At 49.4% G+C, this 20,267-nt stretch carries 17 protein-coding genes and 3 pseudogenes; 7 read left to right on the forward strand and 13 right to left on the reverse strand.

Annotated elements, in window-relative coordinates; translation table 11 throughout:
• The 5 genes and pseudogenes from BHE85_RS22545 to yiaK form a co-directional block, all read right to left on the reverse strand.
• On the reverse strand, nt 1–165 hold a 165-nt coding region (locus BHE85_RS22545; protein ID WP_047664789.1), incomplete at its 3' end, for an IS1 family transposase.
• Between the two features lie 55 nt (nt 166–220).
• Nucleotides 221–1,207, reverse strand: a pseudogene (locus BHE85_RS22550) (TRAP transporter large permease subunit); the annotation flags it as partial.
• A 2-nt stretch (nt 1,208–1,209) separates the two neighbouring features.
• On the reverse strand, nt 1,210–1,683 hold the full coding sequence (gene yiaM / locus BHE85_RS22555) for a 2,3-diketo-L-gulonate TRAP transporter small permease YiaM (RefSeq protein ID WP_000721675.1): 474 nt from the start codon (nt 1,681–1,683) through the stop codon (nt 1,210–1,212).
• Between the two features lie 117 nt (nt 1,684–1,800).
• Nucleotides 1,801–2,269, reverse strand: a pseudogene (locus BHE85_RS22560) (YhcH/YjgK/YiaL family protein).
• An 11-nt stretch (nt 2,270–2,280) separates the two neighbouring features.
• Nucleotides 2,281–3,279 (reverse strand): 3-dehydro-L-gulonate 2-dehydrogenase, encoded by a 999-nt coding sequence (gene yiaK, locus BHE85_RS22565; protein WP_000869015.1) that lies wholly within the window; start codon nt 3,277–3,279, stop codon nt 2,281–2,283.
• A gap of 200 nt (nt 3,280–3,479) precedes the next feature.
• Here yiaK and yiaJ point away from each other — a divergent pair, with 200 nt between their 5' ends.
• Together yiaJ and BHE85_RS22575 are read left to right on the forward strand one after the other, a co-directional pair.
• Nucleotides 3,480–4,328, forward strand: coding sequence for an IclR family transcriptional regulator YiaJ (gene yiaJ, locus BHE85_RS22570; RefSeq protein WP_000514230.1), 849 nt, complete (start codon nt 3,480–3,482; stop codon nt 4,326–4,328).
• 101 nt (nt 4,329–4,429) lie between these two features.
• Nucleotides 4,430–4,903, forward strand: coding sequence for a 4Fe-4S binding protein (locus tag BHE85_RS22575; RefSeq protein ID WP_001296790.1), 474 nt, complete (start codon nt 4,430–4,432; stop codon nt 4,901–4,903).
• 150 nt (nt 4,904–5,053) lie between these two features.
• Here the strand turns inward: BHE85_RS22575 and avtA are convergent, their stop codons facing one another.
• Both avtA and malS read right to left on the reverse strand, forming a co-directional pair.
• The gene (gene avtA, locus BHE85_RS22580; protein ID WP_000144362.1) at nt 5,054–6,307 is read right to left on the reverse strand and encodes a valine--pyruvate transaminase; all 1,254 of its coding nucleotides are present in this window, start codon (nt 6,305–6,307) and stop codon (nt 5,054–5,056) included.
• Between the two features lie 176 nt (nt 6,308–6,483).
• Entirely contained in the window at nt 6,484–8,514 is a 2,031-nt protein-coding gene (malS, locus tag BHE85_RS22585) for an alpha-amylase (protein WP_000761939.1), read from the reverse strand.
• A 319-nt stretch (nt 8,515–8,833) separates the two neighbouring features.
• Here malS and BHE85_RS22590 point away from each other — a divergent pair, with 319 nt between their 5' ends.
• Entirely contained in the window at nt 8,834–9,658 is an 825-nt protein-coding gene (locus BHE85_RS22590; protein ID WP_001297957.1) for a protein bax, read from the forward strand.
• 107 nt (nt 9,659–9,765) lie between these two features.
• On the opposite strand, the gene xylR is transcribed toward BHE85_RS22590, so the two are convergent.
• From xylR to xylF, 4 genes are all read right to left on the reverse strand, one after another.
• Nucleotides 9,766–10,944 (reverse strand): D-xylose utilization transcriptional activator XylR, encoded by a 1,179-nt coding sequence (gene xylR, locus BHE85_RS22595; RefSeq protein ID WP_000494482.1) that lies wholly within the window; start codon nt 10,942–10,944, stop codon nt 9,766–9,768.
• 77 nt (nt 10,945–11,021) lie between these two features.
• Nucleotides 11,022–12,203, reverse strand: coding sequence for a xylose ABC transporter permease XylH (xylH, locus tag BHE85_RS22600; protein WP_000045978.1), 1,182 nt, complete (start codon nt 12,201–12,203; stop codon nt 11,022–11,024).
• Nucleotides 12,181–13,710: a D-xylose ABC transporter ATP-binding protein gene (gene xylG / locus BHE85_RS22605; protein WP_039064312.1), complete on the reverse strand. Its 1,530-nt coding sequence runs from the start codon at nt 13,708–13,710 to the stop codon at nt 12,181–12,183. Before xylG ends, xylH begins: the two co-directional genes overlap by 23 nt.
• A gap of 77 nt (nt 13,711–13,787) precedes the next feature.
• Complete coding sequence (xylF, locus tag BHE85_RS22610; protein WP_004987497.1) at nt 13,788–14,759, reverse strand: D-xylose ABC transporter substrate-binding protein; 972 nt, start codon at nt 14,757–14,759, stop codon at nt 13,788–13,790.
• 365 nt (nt 14,760–15,124) lie between these two features.
• Between xylF and xylA the strand changes: the two genes are divergently transcribed.
• The 4 genes and pseudogenes from xylA to yiaA all read left to right on the forward strand — a co-directional run bounded on the left by xylA (nt 15,125) and on the right by yiaA (nt 18,951).
• A complete protein-coding gene (xylA, locus tag BHE85_RS22615; protein ID WP_001149596.1) occupies nt 15,125–16,402 on the forward strand; it encodes a xylose isomerase in 1,278 nt (425 codons plus the stop codon).
• A 116-nt stretch (nt 16,403–16,518) separates the two neighbouring features.
• A pseudogene (gene xylB / locus BHE85_RS22620) lies at nt 16,519–17,962 on the forward strand (xylulokinase).
• 164 nt (nt 17,963–18,126) lie between these two features.
• Entirely contained in the window at nt 18,127–18,468 is a 342-nt protein-coding gene (gene yiaB / locus BHE85_RS22630; protein ID WP_000858193.1) for an inner membrane protein YiaB, read from the forward strand.
• A gap of 45 nt (nt 18,469–18,513) precedes the next feature.
• A complete protein-coding gene (gene yiaA / locus BHE85_RS22635; RefSeq protein WP_001296808.1) occupies nt 18,514–18,951 on the forward strand; it encodes an inner membrane protein YiaA in 438 nt (145 codons plus the stop codon).
• A gap of 41 nt (nt 18,952–18,992) precedes the next feature.
• Here yiaA and wecH read toward each other — a convergent pair whose 3' ends face one another.
• Both wecH and BHE85_RS22645 read right to left on the reverse strand, forming a co-directional pair.
• A complete protein-coding gene (gene wecH, locus BHE85_RS22640; RefSeq protein WP_001182650.1) occupies nt 18,993–19,988 on the reverse strand; it encodes an O-acetyltransferase WecH in 996 nt (331 codons plus the stop codon).
• Between the two features lie 18 nt (nt 19,989–20,006).
• A partial coding sequence (locus tag BHE85_RS22645; protein ID WP_000317683.1) for an IS1 family transposase occupies nt 20,007–20,267 on the reverse strand: 261 nt, incomplete at its 5' end.

Genomic DNA, 20,267 nt, shown 5'->3' on the forward strand with positions numbered 1-20,267 from the left:
TTTCTGGTGCGTACCGGGCTGAGAGGCGGTGTAAGTGAACTGTAGTTGCCATGTTTTACGGCAATGAGAGCAGAGATAGCGCTGATGTCCGGCAGTGCTTTTGCCGTTACGCACCACGCCTTCAGTAGCGGAGCAGGAAGGACATCTGATGGAAATGGAAGCCACGCAAGCACCTTAAAATCACCATCATACACTAAATCAGTAAGTTGGCAGCATTACCGACCATGCCGACAATCAGGATAGCCACCATAATGACGATAAACAGCAGACGCGGTGAATCGACCAACGGTTGCAGTAAATCAGAAACCATCATCGGCAGTTCAGCAATGGTAATCAGCCAGGTGGAAACTTGTGCCGAGGCCACCAGAAACATAACCACTGAGGTGGTTTTCGCCGCGCCAATGAGTACATGCCAAAGTGTGGCGAAGGTCATTTCACGGTAAATAACTGTGGCGACAAACAGCGCATAGAAAGCAGCAACGGCCCCGGCTTCGGTAGGGGTAAACAGACCGGAGCGAAACCCGCCAATAATGATGACTGGAAGAAACAGAGCCCAGATACCGGAGACAAAAGAGTGCCAGATTTCCTGCATCGTTGCTTTTTGCTGGCGGGGTAAATTAAGGCGACTGGCCTGCCACCACCAGGTAAGCATCAGCGTTGCGCCCATCATCATGTCAGGGGCAATGCCCGCCATAAACAGCTTACTGATGGATAATCCGCTGGAAACGCCGAAGATAATAAACGGAATGGAAGGGGGAATAATTGGCGCGATAATGCCGCCAGAGGCAATCAGCCCCGCCGCCCGGTTGACCGGGTAGTTGGCGCTGCGCATCATCGGCACCAGTAGAGCGGCAACGGCGGCGGTATCCGCAACGGCAGAACCAGAAAGGCTCGCCATAATCATAGCTGCCAGCACGCCGACGTAGCCCAGCCCGCCTGGTTTATGCCCCACCAGTTTCATCGGCAGGTCAACAATGCGTTTTGACAAGCCGCCCGCATTCATGATTTCACCCGCCAGCACAAAGAACGGAATCGCCAGCAGGGAGAAGCTATCGGCTCCGTTCACCAGCGTTTGTGCCATGATCTGGACATCAAACATGTCCAGCCAGAACATTAACGCCGCCCCGCACAACAACAGTGCCCAGGCAATAGGCAAACCGATAGCAATACCACCCAACAGACAGCCCAGAAAAATCAGCACAGCCATGATTAAGCTCCTTGCGGTGGCGACGTTAGAGAATTGCTACGCGTGATGAGTTGATATAAATGACGCAGTTCAAAGAATGCGATAACGAGGCTGGTGGGCAGACAAGCGGCATACATCAGGCCGATGGGCAAACCGAGGATCGGTGAATAATCGCTCCAGTCCTGAATTGTTTTTAGTGTTGCGCCCCAGGCCAGTGCGCCACAAATAAATAAGATTAAGGAATGGGTAACCAGAGCGACTCGTCGTTGCCATGCGGGGGAGAGTTTCTCCACCAGAAAGGTGACCTGAACGTGGGCGTTATCCATAAAAGCCACAATCGCGCCAATAAATGTTAACCAGACAAATAAATAACGTGACAATTCATCTACAGATAAAATGCTTGTCTGAAAACCATATCTTAAAATAATGTTTATAAACACAATACAGGAAAGTACGGCGAGATTAATCGCCAGTATTACTTCAAGTATTTTTTTCATAGCTATTCCTTGAGGCTATGTCTGTCATAATTCAAGTTGCATGTGCAGCAACCTAAATTATTAATATAGTTAGAGCAATAACATTACCCAGTCGTTCTGGCGTAGACGATTATTTGATTAATTCAGCGCTGTTAATGCGACTTTAACCACAATTTTTCGTATCTCAGAGGCCTGTTTGCAGAATACAACCTGGTCGGTGAACATCCTGCGGGAAGAAAATAGCGTAGCTGCCCGGTATCATTTCTATAAATGATTCATGTTCACTGACATGATAAAAAATAATATCGCGCTGCTCTAATAGTGATTCGCTGACTTTATTATTTCCTGTATCAATAGCAATGCCGATTTTCTCTTGACCCCACGCCAGAAACTGAATATCGATATACCGACGATGCACTTCCGGACGGTTTTCCACCGCTTCGCGTGTGGTTAAATCGATAATTTGCGCATAAATATTCTTGCCGTCGATTTCGACAACGCCCGGCTCCAGGACGTTGAAGTTGGTAGCGCGCAGAAAATCGAGCGCCTTTTCAATGGCGGCGGGCAAACGGCACGGATTGGGCTGCGCGATATGTCCAAAAATCATGACTTATCTCCTCATAACGCCTGGATTTTGGCCCACACGCTGTCATCAACAGTGATGCCGTTACGGCGGTTTTCGGCCAGCAGGGTAGTAAATTCGTGGCCGGGTAAGCGGATGGCCTGGTTTTCGTCAGCGCGTTCAGCGGTAGTAACGTAATCCATGATGCGTTGCAGCTTGGCATCGCGGGTGGGACCGTCGATAAGCTTGTCCACTTCAATGGCAATAAAAATTTGTGAAATGCCGTATTCGTCGCTGTTGTCCTGGGTGACTTCGGCAACCGATGCGCCGTCGGAAAGGAGAGTAGCGATCATATCCAGCACAATCGACATGCCAGAACCTTTCCAGTAGCCCATCGGCAAAATGCGGCGATTCTTCTCGATAACGCCAGGTTCTTTGGTCAAATTGCCCTCATCATCAAAGCCACCATCGACCGGGAGCTGACGGCCCGCCAGGCGGTTAACTTCTAACATGCCGTAAGAGAACATCGACATCGACATATCGACCATGGTGATCGGCGTGGAAGGAATGGCGACGATCAGCGGGTTAGTGCCAATGCGACACTCTTTTGCGCCCCACGGCGGCATTACGGCGATGGAGTTGGTCCAGCAAATGCCAATATAGCCTTTTTCCGCCGCCTGCCAGCCGTAGCTGCCGCCGCGCATCCAGTGGTTGGCATTACGAAGTGCCACCAGACCAATACCGTGATCGGCAGCCAGTTCAATGGCGCGATCCATCATCTTTTTCGCCGTCAGGTTGCCGATCGAACGCTGGGCATCCCACTGTTCAATTGCGCCGAGGCTGGTTATACGTTTGGGTTGGGCATCAGGAATGATATCGCCGTTTTCCAGTTGTTGAATGAAACGAGGGAAACGATTAACGCCGTGAGAATAAACGCCGGATTCGGTGGTGCGGGCGAACATCTCTGCACAGGCGTCAGCCGTTTCGCTGTCAACGCCGCGTGAAATTAAGGCCCGATTAAAGGCTGCTTTTAACTGCTCAAATGTCACTTTCATCCCAGGCTTCCTTGTTTTTTTGATCGCTTTTTTGGCTTAAAATTTCAATATGCGAAACTTGATTTCAAATATATCGATCACTTTTTAACAAAGCAATCTGATTGATGAATTTCAAAAGACATAAAAATCAAGTGGTTATAAATTATCTGTCGAGATCGTGAACTACGGCACACTTTGCGCTACCATCAGGACGCGACAAAATGGGGAAAGAAGTGATGGGAAAAAAAGAGAACGAGATGGCGCAGGAAAAAGAGCGTCCAGCCGGAAGCCAGAGTCTGTTTCGCGGGTTGATGCTGATTGAGATTTTGAGCAACTATCCAAACGGTTGTCCGTTGGCGCATCTTTCGGAGCTGGCTGGTTTAAATAAGAGTACCGTCCATCGCTTATTGCAGGGATTACAGTCCTGCGGCTATGTGACCACCGCGCCCGCCGCAGGGAGTTACCGCCTGACTACCAAATTTATTGCCGTCGGGCAGAAGGCGCTGTCTTCGCTGAATATCATTCATATCGCCGCTCCGCATCTTGAGGCACTGAACATCGCCACTGGTGAAACCATTAACTTCTCCAGCCGCGAAGACGATCACGCTATTTTGATTTATAAGCTGGAACCCACAACCGGGATGCTGCGAACCCGTGCCTATATTGGCCAGCATATGCCGCTCTACTGTTCCGCAATGGGCAAGATCTACATGGCGTTTGGTCACCCGGACTACGTGAAGTCATACTGGGAAAACCATCAGCATGAGATCCAGCCGTTAACCCGCAATACCATTACCGAGCTGCCCGCGATGTTCGACGAACTGGCGCACATTCGTGAAAGCGGAGCGGCGATGGACAGAGAAGAAAACGAACTCGGCGTCTCCTGTATTGCTGTTCCGGTGTTTGATATTCATGGGCGGGTGCCGTACGCCGTGTCGATTTCGCTTTCGACATCACGTCTGAAACAGGTGGGAGAGAAAAATCTCCTGAAACCACTGCGTGAAACCGCGCAGGCTATTTCTAATGAACTGGGATTTACTGTCAGGGATGACCTGGGCGCGATCACATAACGCTTTGGACAAGTGCCAAAACTTTAACATTTCCTTCGTTGGATCAAAGCAGTAGGGACGCGCTCTCTGGCACTCTGCTGTTTTAGTGCAAAGGAGTGATCATGAACCGGTTTATTATTGCGGATGCGACGAAATGTATCGGTTGCCGTACCTGTGAAGTGGCTTGCGCAGTGTCGCATCAGGAGAATCAGGATTGCGCTGCGTTGTCACCAGACGAGTTTATTTCCCGTATTCGTGTCATTAAAGACCACAGCTGGACCACGGCAGTAGCCTGTCATCAGTGTGAAGATGCACCGTGCGCGAATGTCTGCCCTGTTGACGCGATAAGCCGCGAACATGGGCATATTTTCGTTGAACAAACACGTTGCATTGGCTGTAAAAGCTGTATGCTGGCTTGCCCGTTTGGTGCGATGGAGGTCGTTTCTTCGCGCAAAAAGGCGAGGGCGATTAAGTGCGATCTGTGCTGGCATCGGGAGACGGGGCCGGCCTGTGTTGAAGCCTGCCCGACAAAGGCGTTGCAGTGCATGGATGTCGAGAAAGTGCAGCGGCATCGGCTACGGCAGCAGCCTGTTTGAAACGTTTTCCGGCGTTTCTCAACGCCGGAATAGTGCGCTTTGTTTATGCCAGATGCGGCGTAAACGCCTTATCCGGCCTACAAATTCTTCCAAATTCAATATATTGCAGAAATCATGTAGGCCTGATAAGCGTAGCGCATCAGGCAATTTTTAGTGACTTTCAGCCCAGGCTCTTTCTATCTCTTCCGCCAGAATCTTCACCCCCGCCTCAATTTTCTCCGGCTCTGGTACGTAGTTCATGCGCATACATTGATGCGTATGCGGCCACGGTTTATCCAGTCCCGGGAAGACGTTGTGCCCCGGCACCATCAGCACGCCGCGTGCTTTCAGGCGCTGATAGAGCTGCTCGGTCGTAATGGGCAAATCCTTAAACCATAGCCAGAGGAAAATGGCTCCTTCCGGTTTATGAATCAGGCAGCGATTTTCCGGTAAATAGCGGCGAATGATGGCGATAGTTTCCTGAACACGCTGGTAGTAAAACGGTTTGATGACTGTTTCAGACAGGCGCAGCAGATCGTTACGCTTAATCATTTCACACATCATCGCCGGACCAATACCGCCAGGTGCCAGGCTGATAATGCCGTTCATATTGGTGATGGCAGTGATGATTTTTTCATTGGCGATGATAATGCCGCAGCGGGAGCCAGGCAGCCCCAGCTTGGAAAGACTCATGCACAGCACGATATTCGGATTCCATAGCGGGCGCGCTTCACTGAAGATGATACCCGGGAACGGGACGCCATAAGCGTTATCAATCACCAGCGGAATGCCGTGTTGATTCGCCAGCGCGTCAAGCTTCAGCAACTCTTCGTCAGTAATCACATTGCCTGTTGGATTCGTCGGCCGGGAGACGCAAATCATCCCGGTTTCTTCGCCAATATGCAGATGCTCAAAATCGACGTGGTATTTAAACTGGCCTTCCGGCAGCAGTTCAATATTCGGACGCGCAGAGACAAACAGATCTTCTTCCAGTCCGGCGTCAGCGTAGCCAATGTATTCCGGTGCCAGCGGGAACAGCACTTTTTTGACCCGACCATCGGCACGGCGTCCGGCAAACAGGTTAAATAAGTAGAAAAACGCGCTCTGGCTGCCGTTTGTTAGTGCAATATTCTGTGGTTCGATATCCCAACCCAACTTCTCGCGCAGCATTCCGGCAAGCAGTGTGAGTAGCTCCGTTTTCCCCTGTGGACCGTCGTAGTTACACAGTGCATCAGTCGCTTTGCCACTTTCCAGCATGTCGGTCAGTAGCGTCTGGAAGTAGTCCTGCATTTCCGGGATCTGCGCCGGATTACCGCCGCCGAGCATAATCGCGCCAGGCGTGCGTAAACCGTCGTTCAGATCTTCCATCAGCAGCGTAATGCCGGAGTGGCGGGTAAATTTGTCACCAAAAAGGGAGAATGTCATAGCGGGATATCTGTCGAACTCTGTAGCAAGGAAGGTAACAATAACGCTACATTTGCTGGGGTGCAAATCGGTCTGTTGAAGAGTGAGCGGTGCTTTATCCTGCAACGCTGATTAGGGCTGACATTTTATCCTGGTTGGCGCTTCCCGAGGTACTGATGAACGGGAAGCCGGAAAAGTCACTGTTGCCCAGCCCAGATGACCAGCACTTTATCGTCGCCATGCTCACGAACAAAGCCGTAGCCCTGCTTCAGCGAAAGTGTCGTTTGTTTGCCCGCGCCAATTGCGGGATGGCGGGCGCGGAACTGGCTGATTTTCTGCCAGTGCGCGACGTTGGCGGCAGATTTACCGCTAACATCCTGCCAGTTCATATCCGAACGTGTACCTTGCAGCGGATCAGAACCTGTAGGACCGAACGGACGCGAGGATTCATCGCCATAAAAGATTTGTACCGCGCCTGGCGCTAATAGTAATAACTCTGCTGCTTTGTCGCCCCCTTCACGGAACAGACGGGTATCATGCGACGAGAGGTAGCTCAACACGTTGAAACCCTGCAATTTCTCCGCCATTTGCTGCCAGGTCGTATCCATCTGCGCCAGACAATCGACTGCTTTCGCCGCCTGCTCCTGATAATCGAAATTGATCATCGCATCGAAGCCGTGGCGATAGTAGTCACTTTGCATCACGCCGTGGCCCCAGGCTTCACCGGTCATCCAGAAAGGTTTGTCATCTAATGCTTTGTCGGGGTTAGTTTTTTTCCATTCGCGAAGCGCGGAGCTGGCTTCGGTTTTCAGTTGCTGCCAGGCGGGCAACTCAACATGTTTGGCGGTATCGACCCGAAAACCATCAATCCCATAGTCGCGGACCCACTGACTTAACCAGTGGGTTAAGTAATCGCGAGGTGTAAAGCCTTCGATGACTTTAGCGTGAGTATCCGTTTTGTTTTTATAGAACACCGGCAGACCAGAAGCGGTAGTTGATTCGGTTTTGATATCCGGCAAAAAGGCCAGCGACATAGTGAGATCGTCGAATCCAGGATTGTCGTAATCGCCGATATCCGTTCTGATCCAGTTTTTTCCCCACCATTTATCCCAGCCTGTTTTGTCGCTGAAATTAATGTAATCGTTAAAGCTATGCCAGGTTTGCCCGGCGGCAGGTTTCCAGTCGCTCCAGCGTTCACCCAGCGTTTTTTTCACTTCGTCACCAGAAAGATATAACGCGCCAAACTGATACTCCTGCATATCCGCCAGCGTGGCATAGCCGGTGTGGTTCATCACGACATCAAAGAGAATACGAATACCGCGCTGATGTGCGCTATCAACCAGCGTCCGTAGATCGGCTTCGTTGCCCATATTGGCATCAAGATTCGTCCAGTCCTGTGTGTAATAACCGTGGTAGGCATAATGCGGGAAATCGCCTTTTGTACCGCCGCCGACCCAGCCGTGAATTTGCTCAAATGGGGCGCTTATCCATAAAGCATTAACGCCCAACTGCTGGAGGTAATCCAGTTTGTTGATCAGGCCGCGTAAATCGCCGCCGTGAAAAGTGCCAATTTCCGCCATACCGTCTTTATGACGTCCGTAACTCTGGTCATTACTGGGATCGCCGTTTTCGAAACGATCTGTCAGCACAAAGTAAACCGTGGCGTTATGCCAGTCGAAAGGGGCGGATGTGTCAGTTTCTGCCCGTTCCAGCAGGAGTAAACCGTTGCTGGTAGCAGCGGGTTGTAACGTTATTTGACCGTTCTTCACTATCGCAATTTGCTGGCTGTAATAATCCCGTACGGCGGCTCCTTCCGGGAAAGTGGCGCTGACATCCAGCGTGAGCGGTAATCCATCCCATTTCGGGCATTCACGGACCAGGTTTGCTACCGGTTCGGCGGCGTTCTGGATGGAAATCATCAATGTTGGCGTACCGGAGCGGGTGTCTATTTGCAGCGTATATTTGCCGTCCCTGAACAATCGCCATTGAGGCGGCGTGTTGCTACAAGGTTGCAGGGAAAGCATCTGATTGAGTTTTATCGCATCTGCAGGCTGCCAGCACTGTTGGTCAAAATTTAGCGTGAGTGGACGCGTACCTTTGGGCAACTGCGCGTGGCTGACAAATGTTCCCGTTCCCTGTTCGCTAAAGGCAGGGAACCCCGGAGAAGTCCAGCTGGCGGCAACGGCGAAGCCAGGAAGGAGTGTCAGAAAACAGGAGGCGAGTTTCATGGTGGATGAGTCCTTATTGCTGCGATTTCAGACAGTTTGCCAGCGATAAGCCAGACAAAACTCATCCCTGAGCGGTAAGTCCACAGGATGAGAAGCAAGGGTGAGCGATCGCGCGCAAAAAACGGCTGAATTTTGCGATAAACCCCACATTTTCTGCGATTTAGCGCCAATCTGAATCGTTAACTCGTGACATAGTTTCAGATTTGGACTATTCCTTGGGGTGCTCTTGACAGCTATTTTTGATATGATTTGAGATTCAACTCTCAAATTTGTGAAAAATATAAGGTGTTGGAATGATTAAATCCGACCAGGAGACCTGATGATTTTGACTCCCATACGACGATATGGGGCGATGATTCTTATGTTACTCACTCTGGTGTTTTCGAGTGAGGTGTTAGCGAAGACGCACACAACAACAGCGAGTCAAAAGTCCCACTTAACTAAAGCTAGTAATAAACAGGTAAGCAGTAAACAAGAGTATTCTCGCAATAGTGCAAAGAGTAGTTCACTTCCTGATTTGCGAAAATACCCTTCCGGAACACCAAGGAAAAAGGCGTTTCTCCGGACCGTAATGCCTTACATTACCAGCCAAAATGCAGCCATTACTGCAGAACGTAACTGGCTGATTTCAAAACAGTATCAGGGCCAATGGTCACCTGCTGAGCGTGCGCGTCTGAAAGACATCGCCAAACGCTACAAGGTGAAGTGGTCTGGTAATACGCGAAAAATCCCGTGGAATACCTTGCTTGAACGCGTAGACATTATCCCTACCAGTATGGTGGCGACGATGGCTGCAGCAGAAAGCGGTTGGGGAACGTCGAAGCTGGCGCGCAACAATAACAATCTGTTCGGCATGAAATGCATGAAAGGACGTTGTACCAATGCGCCGGGTAAAGTGAAAGGGTACTCACAGTTTAGTTCTGTCAAAGAATCGGTGAGCGCCTATGTCACTAACCTGAATACGCACCCGGCTTACTCTTCGTTCCGTAAATCGCGTGCGCAGCTGCGTAAAGCGGATCAGGAAGTGACTGCCACAGCGATGATTCACAAGCTGAAGGGCTACTCGACCAAAGGGAAGAGTTATAATAACTACCTGTTCGCAATGTACCAGGATAACCAACGGTTAATCGCGGCGCATATGTAATTGCATTTCCTTGAGCCTTATCTGATTTGTCGGTCGGATAAGGCTTTTGCTCGCATCAGGTGGCTGTGCTGAGTTCCCTGATGTGACGCCGACAATTCTCATCATCGCTACAACATGACCTCGCGATTTACATCGCGATACTCTTTTGGCGTTGTGTCATATGCTTTTTTAAAAACAGAGTAGAAATATTGCAGCGATGGATAACCGCACATTTGCGATATCTCATTGATCGACAAGGTGGTTGAAATCAGCAGACTGCGCGCTTTCTCCAGCTTCTCGGCATGAATCATGGCATGGATGGTTTCACCCACCTCTTCTTTAAAACGCTTCTCAAGATTGGAGCGCGAGATCCCGACCGCATCCAGTACCTGATCCACTTTAATCCCTTTACAGGCGTGATTACGAATGTAATGCATGGCCTGAATAACGGCGGGATCGGTCAGCGAGCGATAATCTGTTGAGCGCCGTTCAATGACGCGAACTGGTGGGACCAAAATTCGCTGTAGCGGCATTTCTTCTTTATCTAATAATCGATGCAACAGTTTTGCCGCCTGATAGCCCATTTGCCGCGCGCCCTGAGCGACCGAAGAAAGGGCGACACGCGACAGATAGCGGGTCAGTTCTTCGTTGTCGATGCCAATCACGCATAATTTTTCCGGTACGGGAATGTGTAGATGTTCACATACTTGCAGAATATGCCGCGCCCGGGCGTCAGTAACGGCAATAATCCCGGTTTGCGGTGGCAGCGTTTGTAGCCAGTCTGCCAGCCGATTTTGCGCGTGTTGCCAGTTCTCTGGCGCGGTTTCTAACCCCTGATAAACCACTCCGCGATACTTTTCTTCGGCGACAAGCTGACGAAATGCATATTCGCGTTCAGTGGCCCAACGTTTGCCGCTTGATTCCGGAAGACCATAAAAAGCAAAGCGGTTAACGCCTTTCTCTTTTAAATGCAAAAATGCGCTTTCAACCAGCGCATAGTTATCGGTGGCAATGTAATGAACGGGTGGGTAACTTTCTGCAAGGTGATACGAGCCGCCAACCCCAACAATGGGGACGTCGACATCAGCCAGCGCTTGCTCGATTTGTTTGTCGTCGAAGTCGGCAATGACGCCATCTCCTAACCAGTCCTTGATTTTATCAATGCGGGCGCGGAAATCTTCTTCAATGAAAATATCCCATTCTGATTGTGACGCCTGTAAATATTCCCCTACGCCTTCTACTACCTGCCGGTCATAGGCTTTATTGGCATTGAACAGTAATGTGATGCGGTGACGTTTAGTAAACATGGTTCTTTTCCTGCTGAATCATGCAAAAACTCAAAACCGGTAATACGTAACCGGCTTTGAGAAAATTTTTATCAAAATCAAGAACGGCGTTTGGTTGCGGAGTCCATCCATACTGCCAGCAACAGAATCGCACCTTTAACGATATACTGCCAGAAGGTCGGTACATCCATCATACTCATGCCGTTATCCAGTGAAGCCATGATAAATGCCCCCATTACTGCTCCGGCAACGCTTCCCACACCGCCAGCCAGGCTGGTGCCGCCAATCACGCATGCTGCAATAGCGTCCAGTTCGGCGATATTTCCCGCAGAAGGTGAACCAGCGCCAAGTCGAGAACTAAGGATTAATCCGGCGATGGCTACCATTAATCCGTTAATCGCGAACACGGCAAGTTTGGTGCGTTCAACGTTAATCCCGGAGAGACGTGCTGCTTCCAGATTGCCGCCGATGGCATAAATGCGTCGTCCAAATGCCGTCCGCGTTGCCATAAACATTCCGCCGAGTAACAGCAACGTCAGCAGCAGAACAGGAGTGGGAACGCCACGGTAATCATTCAACAGCCAGATTGCGCCTAATACGATGATAGCGGTTAAAGCCTGGCGACCGACTACTGCGGTAGAGGCCGGAGACTGTAAACCCAAAGCCTGACGGCGCATTCTTCCGCGCCATTGCCAACCAACAAAAGCCATTAAGCCAAGCGCGCCAATGATGAAGCCGGTACTGGCGGGGAGATAGCTTTGCCCAATTTGTGACATCGCGGCGCTGGTGGGGGATACAGTCGTGCCGTTGGTGATGCCAATGAGTATGCCGCGAAATGCCAACATGCCCGCGAGGGTGACAATAAATGAAGGGACTTTACGGTACGCGACCCACCATCCGTTCCACGCACCGAGAAGCAGTCCCAGAACCAACGTCACAATGATGGTAAGTGGCAAAGGCCAGCCTAACCAGACGTCACAAATCGCCGCGACGCCACCTAATAGCCCCATCATTGAGCCGACGGAAAGGTCGATTTCAGCAGAAATTATGACGAACACCATTCCTACCGCGAGGATGCCGGTAATCGCGGTCTGGCGTAACAGGTTGGAGACGTTACGGGCGCTTAAGTAGGCACCATCGGTGGTCCAGGTAAAGAACAGCATGATTGCGATGATAGCTGCAATCATCACGAAGACCTGCAAATTCAGTGATTTCAGCCCGGAAAAGCCACCGGATGTCGGTACGGCCAATTTCACTTCAGACGGATTGCTTTTCGACATGATGTTCGCTCCTCAATGCGGCTTCCATCACCTGCTCCTGAGTCAGGTTATGATTTATCAGGTTGGCTTTTAGTTTCCCTTCATGCATCACCAGTACACGATCGCTAAGGCCGAGCACTTCAGGTAATTCGGAAGAGATGACAATAACGGCAATACCCTGCTGGACGAGTTGGTTAATTAATTTGTAGATCTCATATTTCGCGCCAATATCAATACCCCTGGTAGGTTCATCAAGAATGAGAATGCGCAGACAGCGGGCGAGGATCGCTTTTTGCTGATTGCCGCCGCTCAAACGTCCAATAGCAAGATCGGGGGACGACGTTTTAACTTTGAGTTGCTGGATTGATTCCAGAATACATTTTTGCTCTGCCGCGTCATCAAGCTGGCTAATGCCACCGGTAAATTTATTGAGTGCGGCGAGGGTAATATTTTTACCAACCGCCATTACCGGAACGATGCCGTCGCGCTTTCTGTCTTCGGGTACCATCGCAATCCCCTGGGCGATGGCTTGCTGACAGTTACGAATATCTACCTGTTTGCCATCAATATAAATTTTTCCTTCCCATTGTCCGGGCCACACGCCAAACAGGCACTGAATGGTCTCGGTACGTCCGGCACCAACGAGTCCGGCAATACCCAGTATTTCGCCACGTTTCAGGGAAAACGAGACATCATTAACTCGTTTAATATGACGATTAACCGGATGCCATGCCGTCAGATGTTCAATACGTAATATTTCATCTCCGGTGGTATGTGGTTCATTAGGGTAAAGCGCGGTTAACTCTCGCCCGACCATCATGGTGATAATATCGTCTTCACTCATTCCGGCAGCATCACGCGTACCAATGTGCTGACCGTCGCGAATAACGCAAATCGTATCGGAAATCGCTTTGACTTCGTTGAGTTTGTGCGAAATATAAATACAGGCGATACCGTGCTGTTGTAGATCGCGAATAATATCCAGTAAAACCGACGTTTCCTGCTCAGTTAATGAGGCTGTCGGTTCATCGAGAATTAACAAGCGCACCTGTTTATTAAGTGCCTTGGCAATTTCAACCAGTTGTTGTTGCCCAAGCCCTAAATCGCCAACGCGGGTATCAGGTGAAATGGATAAACTGACCTGTGCGAGCAGCTTCTGACAGCGTAGCGTCATCAGGTCATAATCCATAATGCCATTGTGGGTTATTTCGTTACCCAGGAAGATATTTTCCAGCACGGTCAATTCTTTCACCAGGGCCAATTCCTGGTGAATGATGGCGATACCTTTGCGTTCGGTATCGCGGATGTGACTCGCCTGAATCTCTTCTCCCGCAAAAATAATTTCGCCTTCGTAGGAGCCATGGGGATAAATACCACACAGCACTTTCATCAGCGTTGATTTACCAGACCCATTTTCCCCACAGAGTGAGACGATTTCGCCAGCATTCAACCGCAAGCTGACGTTATCAATCGCCTTCACACTGCCGAAGGTTTTGGTAATGTTCTTCATTTCAAGTAGATAAGGCATAACGACTCCACCTAAGCCAATTCATTCACGCGGCATGGAGAGAAATCACGCCCCCGCTCCGCGCCGGGGCGTAACGCTTACAGCTCGCTCTCTTTGTGGAATCCGTCTTTAATTACCGTATCTTTGATGTTGTTTTTATTCACATCGATCGGTGTCAGGAGGCGGGAGGGGACATCTTTCAGGCCATTATTCAGTGAGGTATCTGCTTTTGGCTCCTGACCATTGCCCAATTCAACGGCAATTTCTGCGGCAGTATTTGCCAGCAATGTAATAGGTTTATACACCGTCATAGTTTGCGTACCGGCAGCAATACGTTTAATACCTGCGAGATCCGCATCCTGGCCGGAAATTGCTACTTTCCCTGATAAACCTTGCGCGCTTAATGCCTGAATTGCCCCACCTGCGGTGGCATCGTTTGAGGCAACTACAGCATCAATTTTGTTATTATTGGCGGTTAGCGCGTTTTCCGGTAACCAGCCATCAACCCATTGGTCACCAACGACTTTAATTTTTCCGGAATCAACGTAAGGTTTTAACACTTTCATTTGTCCGGCGCGGAACAGCTTGGCGTTGTTATCTACCGGCGAGCCGCCCATCAGGAAGTAATTACCTTGCGGAACAATATCGACCAGGGCTTTTGCCTGCAGTTCACCGACTTTTTCGTTATCGAAAGAAATATAAAAATCGATATCCGCATCGTTAATCATACGGTCGTAAGCTAATACTTTAATACCTTCTTGTTTGGCTTCTTTTACAACGTTACTTAATACCTGGCCGTTATACGGAATAATGACAAGAACATCGACACCCCGGTTAATCATGTTTTCAATCTGCGACATTTGTGTTTCTCCATTGCCATTTGCAGACTGTACAAATACTTTCGCACCGAGAGATTCAGCCTTTTTCACAAAAATATCTCGATCTTTTTGCCAGCGTTCAAGACGTAGATCATCAATCGCCATACCTATTTTGACTTCTTTGGCGTGTGCCGCAACGTTGGTAAGCAGAAGTGAGGTGCAAAGGGTGAGTAGAATGTTCTTTATTTTCATGGTGTAGGGCCTTCTGTAGTTAGAGGACAGCTTTAATAAGTAACAATCACCGCGATAAACGTAACCAATTTTTAGCAACTAAACAGGGGAAAACAATTACAGATTTTTATCTTTCGATTACGATTTTTGGTTTATTTCTTGATTTATGACCGAGATCTTACTTTTGTTGCGCAATTGTACTTATTGCATTTTTATCTTCGAGGAATTACCCAGTTTCATCATCCCATTTTATTTTGCGAGCGAGCGCACACTTGTGAATTATCTCAATAGCAGTGTGAAATAACATAATTGAGCAACTGAAAGGGAGTGCCCAATATTACGACATCATCCATCACCCGCGGCATTACCTGATTATGGAGTTCAATATGCAAGCCTATTTTGACCAGCTCGATCGCGTTCGTTATGAAGGCTCAAAATCCTCAAACCCGTTAGCATTCCGTCACTACAATCCCGACGAACTGGTGTTGGGTAAGCGTATGGAAGAGCACTTGCGTTTTGCCGCCTGTTACTGGCACACCTTCTGCTGGAACGGGGCGGACATGTTTGGTGTGGGGGCGTTTAATCGTCCGTGGCAGCAGCCTGGTGAGGCACTGGCGTTGGCGAAGCGTAAAGCAGATGTCGCATTTGAGTTTTTCCACAAGTTACATGTGTCATTTTATTGCTTCCACGATGTGGATGTTTCCCCTGAGGGCGCGTCGTTAAAAGAGTACATCAATAATTTTGCGCAAATGGTTGATGTCCTGGCAGCCAAGCAAGAAGAGAGCGGCGTGAAGCTGCTGTGGGGAACCGCTAACTGCTTTACAAACCCTCGCTATGGCGCGGGTGCGGCGACGAACCCAGATCCTGAAGTCTTCAGCTGGGCGGCAACGCAAGTTGTTACAGCGATGGAAGCAACCCATAAATTGGGCGGTGAAAACTATGTCCTGTGGGGTGGTCGTGAAGGTTACGAAACGCTGTTAAATACCGACTTGCGTCAGGAGCGTGAACAACTGGGCCGCTTTATGCAGATGGTGGTTGAGCATAAACATAAAATCGGCTTCCAGGGCACGTTGCTTATCGAACCGAAACCGCAAGAACCGACTAAACATCAATATGATTACGATGCCGCGACGGTCTATGGCTTCCTGAAACAGTTTGGTCTGGAAAAAGAGATTAAACTGAACATTGAAGCTAACCACGCGACGCTGGCAGGTCACTCTTTCCATCATGAAATAGCCACCGCCATTGCGCTTGGCCTGTTCGGTTCTGTCGACGCCAACCGTGGCGATGCGCAACTGGGCTGGGACACCGACCAGTTCCCGAACAGTGTGGAAGAGAATGCGCTGGTGATGTATGAAATTCTCAAAGCAGGCGGTTTCACCACCGGTGGTCTGAACTTCGATGCCAAAGTACGTCGTCAAAGTACTGATAAATATGATCTGTTTTACGGTCATATCGGCGCGATGGATACGATGGCACTGGCGCTGAAAATTGCAGCGCGCATGATTGAAGATGGCGAGCTGGATAAACGCATCGCGCAGCGTTATTCCGGCTGGAATAGCGAATTGGGCCAGCAAATCCTGAAAGGCCAAATGTCACTGGCAGATTTAGCCAAATATGCTCAGGAACATAATTTGTCTCCGGTGCATCAGAGTGGTCGCTAGGAGCAACTGGAAAATCTGGTAAATCATTATCTGTTCGACAAATAACGGCTAACTGTGCAGTCCGTTGGCCCGGTTATCGGTAGCGATACCGGGCATTTTTTTAAGGAACGATCGATATGTATATCGGGATAGATCTTGGCACCTCGGGCGTAAAAGTTATTTTGCTCAACGAGCAGGGTGAGGTGGTTGCTTCGCAAACGGAAAAGCTGACCGTTTCGCGCCCGCATCCACTCTGGTCGGAACAAGACCCGGAACAGTGGTGGCAGGCAACTGATCGCGCAATGAAAGCTCTGGGCGATCAGCATTCTCTGCAGGACGTTAAAGCATTGGGTATTGCCGGCCAGATGCATGGAGCAACCTTACTGGATGCTCAACAACGGGTATTGCGCCCTGCCATTTTGTGGAACGACGGGCGCTGTGCGCAAGAGTGCACTTTGCTGGAAGCGAGAGTTCCGCAATCACGAGTGATTACCGGCAACCTGATGATGCCCGGATTTACTGCGCCTAAATTGCTATGGGTTCAGCGGCATGAGCCGGAGATATTCCGTCAAATCGACAAAGTATTATTACCGAAAGATTACTTGCGTCTGCGTATGACGGGGGAGTTTGCCAGCGATATGTCTGACGCAGCTGGCACCATGTGGCTGGATGTCGCAAAGCGTGACTGGAGTGACGTCATGCTGCAGGCTTGCGACTTATCTCGTGACCAGATGCCCGCATTATACGAAGGCAGCGAAATTACTGGTGCTTTGTTACCTGAAGTTGCGAAAGCGTGGGGTATGGCGACGGTGCCAGTTGTCGCAGGCGGTGGCGACAATGCAGTTGGTGTGGGAATGGTTGATGCTAATCAGGCAATGTTATCGCTGGGGACGTCGGGGGTCTATTTTGCTGTCAGCGAAGGGTTCTTAAGCAAGCCAGAAAGCGCTGTACACAGCTTTTGCCATGCGCTACCGCAGCGTTGGCATTTAATGTCTGTAATGCTGAGTGCAGCATCGTGTCTGGATTGGGTCGCGAAATTAACCGGCCTGTGCAATGTCCCAGCTTTAATCGCTGCAGCTCAACAGGCTGATGAAAGTGCCGAGCCAGTTTGGTTTCTGCCTTATCTTTCCGGCGAGCGTACACCACACAATAATCCCCAGGCGAAGGGGGTTTTCTTTGGTTTGACTCATCAACATGGCCCCAATGAACTGGCGCGAGCAGTGCTGGAAGGCGTGGGTTATGCGCTGGCAGATGGCATGGATGTCGTGCATGCCTGCGGCATTAAACCGCAAAGTGTTACGTTGATTGGTGGCGGGGCGCGTAGTGAGTACTGGCGTCAGATGCTGGCGGATATCAGCGGTCAGCAGCTCGATTACCGTACGGGGGGATGTGGGGCCAGCACTGGGCGCAGCAAGGCTGGCGCAGATTGCGGCGAATCCAGAGAAATCGCTCATTGAGTTGTTGCCGCAGCTACCGTTAGAACAGTCGCATCTACCAGATGCGCAGCGTTATGCCGCTTATCAGCCACGACGTGAAACGTTCCGTCGCCTCTATCAGCAACTTCTGCCATTAATGGCGTAAACGTTATCCCCTGCCTGACCGGGTGGGGGATAATTCACATCTATATATCTCACTAATTAATATTTAGTATGAATTTATTCTGAAAATCATTTGTTAATGGCATTTTTCAGTTTTGTCTTTCGTTGGTTACTCGTAATGTATCGCTGGTAGATATGGAGATCGTTATGAAAACCTCAAAAACTGTGGCAAAACTATTATTTGTTGTCGGGGCGCTGGTTTATCTGGTTGGGCTATGGATCTCATGCCCATTGCTAAGTGGAAAAGGCTATTTTCTTGGCGTGTTAATGACAGCAACTTTTGGTAACTATGCATATCTTCGCGCAGAAAAACTCGGGCAACTGGATAATTTTTTTACCCATATCTGCCAGTTAGTTGCGTTAATCACTATCGGTCTCTTGTTTATCGGTGTTTTAAATGCACCTATCAATGCTTATGAAATGGTGATCTACCCCATCGCCTTTTTTGTCTGCTTGTTTGGTCAAATGCGTTTGTTTCGCTCGGTATGAGCAACATAAAGCTCTTACACATTCAGGAATGAAAGGAATACTGTGATGGACAACAAAATATCAACCTATTCACCGGCCTTTAGTATTGTGTCATGGATAGCTCTCGTTGGTGGTATCGTTACCTATCTGTTAGGGCTATGGAATGCAGAGATGCAGTTAAATGAAAAAGGGTATTATTTTGCCGTACTGGTGTTAGGACTGTTTTCTGCTGCGTCTTATCAAAAGACCGTTCGGGACAAGTATGAAGGCATACCGACCACTTCCATTTATTATATGACCTGCCTGACTGTCTTTATTATCTCTGTTGCATTACTGATGGTAGGTCTGTGGAATGCGACATTATTACTCAGTGAAAAAGGTTTTTATGGACTGGCTTTCTTCTTAAGCTTGTTTGGTGCAGTAGCGGTGCAGAAGAATATTCGTGATGCCGGAATAAACCCGCCAAAAGAAACACAGGTTACCCAGGAAGAATACAGCGAATAATTCACGTAAGCCCGGTCAGTCCAATGTGAACGGGCTTTTACTTAACTCACTAATCTGTTTCTGTCGATTCGTTGTACCAGCATAGAAAGTAACAAACTCGCTGCCAACGTCGCGCAAAAGATCCAAATAATATCCAGTATTGGCCAATTTTTAAGCTCAATTCCCCGGGTGCGCAGCGCATGGATAATCAAGGCGTGGAATCCGTATATACCCAATGAATGGCGGGAGATTAAGCCAAGTCCGCGAATGGTACGCGTATCCAGCGTGTTTTTAACCAGAGTCAATAGCGCGATTGCGCAGATAAAAACCATCGGCCCACAGTAAAGATACCAGGTATCGGCAAAATTTCCGCGCCACTGCAATTCATATAATGTCCCGCGAGAGATAATAAAAACCCCCGTCGCAAACAGCGCGGCGCTCACCCACGACAGTGCTTTATGCTGTGTGTCCATCATCCCTATAGCGCGGCCCAACATGCCATACAGAATGTAGTAAAAAGTATCGCCATTGATATATAAGTTAATTGGCAGCCATTCAAAACCGTCAATTTTCTGCGGCACTGTGTTTGGGTTAGCGATAATGCCAATCACCGCCATTAGCACCAGCAACATTTTTCCGCCGACGTTCTTCACCTGAATCAGCGGTGAAACCAGATAAATCACCGCAATCGCGAAGAAAAACCACAAGTGGTAAAACACTGGCTTTTGCAGCAGGTTTTTCAGCGCTAACTCCATATTGATGGAGGTAAACAGCGCAATGTAGAGCAGTGCGATTGCGCTATAAAAAATCAGACATAAGCCGATACGCAAGAAATGGCGCGGCTGGGCGCTGCGTTCGCCAAAAAAGAGATAGCCGGAAATCATGAAAAATAGCGGCACGCTGACACGAGAGGCAGAATTCAGAACATTGGCGATATCCCATGTGACGGGGCTAACACTATGAGCATTGGTCACATACCAGGTAGTGGTGTGAATCATCACCACCATTAAACACGCTATCCCTCGCAGGTTATCAATCCAGTAAATTTTGGGCTGCATCTGGGTAATGACTCCAACTTACTGATAGTGTTTTATGTTCAGATAATGCCCGATGACCTTGTCATGCAGCTCCACCGATTTTGAGAACGACAGTGACTTCCGTCCCAGCCTTGCCAGATGTTGTCTCAGATTCAGATTATGTCGCTCAATGCGCTGAGTGTAACGCTTGCTGATAACGTGCAGCTTTCCCTTCAGGCGTGATTCATACAGCGGCCAGCCATCCGTCATCCATACCACGACCTCAAAGGCCGACAGCAGGCTCAGAAGACGCTCCAGTGT

The organism is Shigella sp. FC1567 (genome assembly GCF_001743015.1).
GTDB lineage: Bacteria > Pseudomonadota > Gammaproteobacteria > Enterobacterales > Enterobacteriaceae > Escherichia > Escherichia coli.

Excerpts from the sequence above, each read along its gene's own strand:
- yiaM (WP_000721675.1), bottom strand. The coding sequence starts at position 1,683 with ATGAAAAAAATACTTGAAGTAATACTGGCGATTAATCTCGCCGTACTT.
- yiaK (WP_000869015.1), bottom strand. The coding sequence starts at position 3,279 with ATGAAAGTGACATTTGAGCAGTTAAAAGCAGCCTTTAATCGGGCCTTA.
- yiaJ (WP_000514230.1), top strand. The coding sequence starts at position 3,480 with ATGGGGAAAGAAGTGATGGGAAAAAAAGAGAACGAGATGGCGCAGGAA.
- BHE85_RS22575 (WP_001296790.1), top strand. The coding sequence starts at position 4,430 with ATGAACCGGTTTATTATTGCGGATGCGACGAAATGTATCGGTTGCCGT.
- avtA (WP_000144362.1), bottom strand. The coding sequence starts at position 6,307 with ATGACATTCTCCCTTTTTGGTGACAAATTTACCCGCCACTCCGGCATT.
- malS (WP_000761939.1), bottom strand. The coding sequence starts at position 8,514 with ATGAAACTCGCCTCCTGTTTTCTGACACTCCTTCCTGGCTTCGCCGTT.
- BHE85_RS22590 (WP_001297957.1), top strand. The coding sequence starts at position 8,834 with ATGATTTTGACTCCCATACGACGATATGGGGCGATGATTCTTATGTTA.
- xylR (WP_000494482.1), bottom strand. The coding sequence starts at position 10,944 with ATGTTTACTAAACGTCACCGCATCACATTACTGTTCAATGCCAATAAA.
- xylH (WP_000045978.1), bottom strand. The coding sequence starts at position 12,203 with ATGTCGAAAAGCAATCCGTCTGAAGTGAAATTGGCCGTACCGACATCC.
- xylG (WP_039064312.1), bottom strand. The coding sequence starts at position 13,710 with ATGCCTTATCTACTTGAAATGAAGAACATTACCAAAACCTTCGGCAGT.
- xylF (WP_004987497.1), bottom strand. The coding sequence starts at position 14,759 with ATGAAAATAAAGAACATTCTACTCACCCTTTGCACCTCACTTCTGCTT.
- xylA (WP_001149596.1), top strand. The coding sequence starts at position 15,125 with ATGCAAGCCTATTTTGACCAGCTCGATCGCGTTCGTTATGAAGGCTCA.
- yiaB (WP_000858193.1), top strand. The coding sequence starts at position 18,127 with ATGAAAACCTCAAAAACTGTGGCAAAACTATTATTTGTTGTCGGGGCG.
- yiaA (WP_001296808.1), top strand. The coding sequence starts at position 18,514 with ATGGACAACAAAATATCAACCTATTCACCGGCCTTTAGTATTGTGTCA.
- wecH (WP_001182650.1), bottom strand. The coding sequence starts at position 19,988 with ATGCAGCCCAAAATTTACTGGATTGATAACCTGCGAGGGATAGCGTGT.